Below are 2,647 nucleotides of genomic sequence, written 5' to 3'. Positions count from 1 at the left end.
AGCACATCATGGGCCTGCCTCTGCGCGAGGCCCGCGAGGTGTTCGAGCGCGACTATTTGATTGCACAGATCAGCCGTTTCTCAGGAAATATTTCTCGAACGGCCGAGTTCGTCGGCATGGAACGTTCGGCGTTGCACCGGAAGTTGAAGGCGCTCGGCGTCGGCTAGGGCGTTTGCGGCCAGCGCGGAGCGAATCGCGCCAAGAAAAGCGCATCAAAACAACAGCCTAGTGCGGGGTCTTGCGGCCTCGCGTCAGGACAAGCGAGGAAAATCGTCGATTCCCGTAGTTTTCCGGGCATCGGGGCCTTTCCTGCCGCGTGAAGCGGCTTGCCTAATATCCCGACCTGTCTTCTAATCGAACCGCTGTTCCTCCCGAGGGGGATCTCATGAGGGACGGCAACCGGAGGAGGCCCCGAACCCACAAAGAGGGCCGCATCCGGCGCAATAAAAAGAAACTCAAAGCGAGAAAAAAACAATGGCGGCAGACCGCGCGCAAAACCTACAGGACACCTTCCTCAATCACGTTCGCAAAACCAAGACGCCACTGACGATCTTTCTGGTCAACGGAGTGAAGCTCCAGGGCATCGTGACCTGGTTCGACAATTTCTGTTTGCTGCTTCGGCGCGACGGTCATTCGCAGCTTGTCTACAAGCATGCGATCTCGACCATCATGCCGGGCGCGCCGATCCAGCTGTTCGAAGGCGGCGAGGACCAGCCGGCTTGAGAGTGATCTGATTGGAACCCCGGAATATCGACGGGGATGCCGACCGCCCGCGGTCGGCAGGGGCTAAGACGGTGCGGGTGCTTGTCATCGGCCCTTATTTGCGAATGCGCGCAGGCGGTGCCGACGCGCAATCGGAAAGCCATGTCCTTCCAAATCATGTTCAACGGGACGCCGAGGCCCGGCTCGACGAAGCCGCGGGCCTCGCGCGCGCGATCGATCTCGTCATTGCCGACGCCATCATCGCGCCGATCAACCAGATCAGGCCGGCGACCTATATCGGCAAGGGCAAGGTCGAGGAGATCGCCGCGCTGGCCAAGAGCCTCGATGTCGAGCTCGTGGTCATGGATTGCGCACTGGCACCGATCCAGCAGCGCAATCTCGAGAAGGAGCTGCACGCCAAGGTGCTCGACCGCACCGGGCTCATCCTGGAAATCTTCGGCCGCCGCGCCAAGACCAAGGAGGGCGCGCTCCAGGTCGAGCTGGCGCATCTCAACTACCAGCGTTCCCGCCTGGTACGATCATGGACCCATCTGGAACGCCAGCGCGGCGGTTTCGGCTTCATGGGCGGCCCCGGCGAGACGCAGATCGAAGCCGATCGCCGCCTGATCCAGGAGCGCATCACCAAGCTGGAGAGCGAGCTGAAGAAGGTGCAGGCGACGCGGCGGCTGCATCGCGCGGGACGGCAGCGCGTGCCGTACCGTGTCGTGGCGCTGGTGGGTTACACCAATGCCGGCAAGTCGACGCTGTTCAACCGCCTGACCCGCGCCGACGTGCAGGCGGCGGATATGCTTTTCGCGACACTCGATCCGACCTTGCGCGCCCTCACCCTGCCGCACGGCGGCAAGGCGATGCTGTCGGACACCGTCGGCTTCATCTCCAACTTGCCGACGCAGCTCGTCGCCGCCTTCCGCGCCACACTGGAGGAGGTGCTGGAGGCCGACGTCATCCTGCACGTTCGCGACATCTCGCATGAAGATGCCGAGGCGCAGCAGAGCGACGTCGACGCGGTGCTGCGCCAGCTCGGCATCAACCCTGATGACTCAGGTCGCATCATCGAGGTCTGGAACAAGATCGACCGTTACGACCCCGACAAGCGCGAAGAGCTTCTGAACATCGCCGCGCGCCGGCCTGAAGACCATTCGGCCATGTTGGTCTCGGCCGTTACGGGCGAGGGCGTCGACGCATTGCTCGCCGCGATCGAGGAGCGCCTCGCCGCCAAGCGCACCACGCTCGACCTTTCCATCGACGCCGCCGACGGCGCCGGCATCAGCTGGCTGCACCGCAATGCCGAGGTGCTGTCGAAGGAGCTGCACGACGGCCGCTTCGACATGACCGTGCGGGTGGACGAGACCAAGCGGGATATCGTGGTGAACAGGTTCGACGCGGTGCCGCGCGTGGCTTGAATTCCTCGCCCGTTGCGAACGGTTGGCCGCCCCCCTGAAGCAAGCGAACAAAATCGCGCGGGTCCAATTTGCCATTGACCGCCCGCTGCGACTGGGTATGTTTGCCGCTATAGATTGCGCAATATCGATCATAAAGTTTTTAGTTGAATAGCCCGTTGCTCCGCGATGTCGGAGCACTATCGCGCCGATCCAGCATTCGATGGGAAAGCACGCATGGCGAAACTGTTGGAATTTTTCAAACAGGTATCCGAAGGCTTTATGATCGTCCCGTTTTTTCGGATGCTGTTCTACGGAATCATCTTTGCGATAATAATGACTTTTGTGATTGGCTGGTCGATAGGAGTGTTCGAAATTGCCAAGGAAGCGCCCTTTATTACTCGACCTAGCTCTTCGCCTTGGATCCCTGTAATCTTTGTGTCGTTCAGCTTTCTGTTTGCCTTCGCCGGTTATCTAAGCAATCTGCAACTGAAGGAAGACATCCTGAGCCCAATGAGACAGAAACTTGTTGGCATTTGGGAGGT

Annotated in this window: 4 protein-coding genes; all 4 read left to right on the top strand. The window is 60.6% G+C overall.

What is annotated here, in order from left to right; all coding sequences use genetic code 11:
* Window positions 1–167, top strand: a 167-nt coding sequence (locus JHD07_RS28185; RefSeq protein WP_291628136.1) for a helix-turn-helix domain-containing protein, incomplete at its 5' end; no start/stop codon positions are given.
* Window positions 168–474: 307 nt separating this feature from the next.
* Window positions 475–723, top strand: coding sequence for an RNA chaperone Hfq (gene hfq, locus JHD07_RS28180; protein ID WP_007591126.1), 249 nt, complete (start codon window positions 475–477; stop codon window positions 721–723).
* Between the two features lie 11 nt (window positions 724–734).
* On the top strand, window positions 735–2,126 hold the full coding sequence (gene hflX / locus JHD07_RS28175; RefSeq protein ID WP_291628063.1) for a GTPase HflX: 1,392 nt from the start codon (window positions 735–737) through the stop codon (window positions 2,124–2,126).
* Window positions 2,127–2,339: 213 nt separating this feature from the next.
* The coding region (locus tag JHD07_RS28170; RefSeq protein ID WP_291628062.1) for a hypothetical protein at window positions 2,340–2,647 on the top strand (308 nt) is incomplete at its 3' end.

This window comes from Bradyrhizobium sp. (assembly GCF_016462955.1).
In the GTDB taxonomy this organism is placed as follows: domain Bacteria; phylum Pseudomonadota; class Alphaproteobacteria; order Rhizobiales; family Xanthobacteraceae; genus Bradyrhizobium.
Note: the sequence above shows the minus strand (reverse complement) of the source record. Positions and strands in the feature narration are given on the sequence as shown.

What these genes read in the sequence shown, in the direction of transcription:
- hfq (WP_007591126.1), top strand. Translation starts at nt 475, where the DNA reads ATGGCGGCAGACCGCGCGCAAAACCTACAGGACACCTTCCTCAATCAC.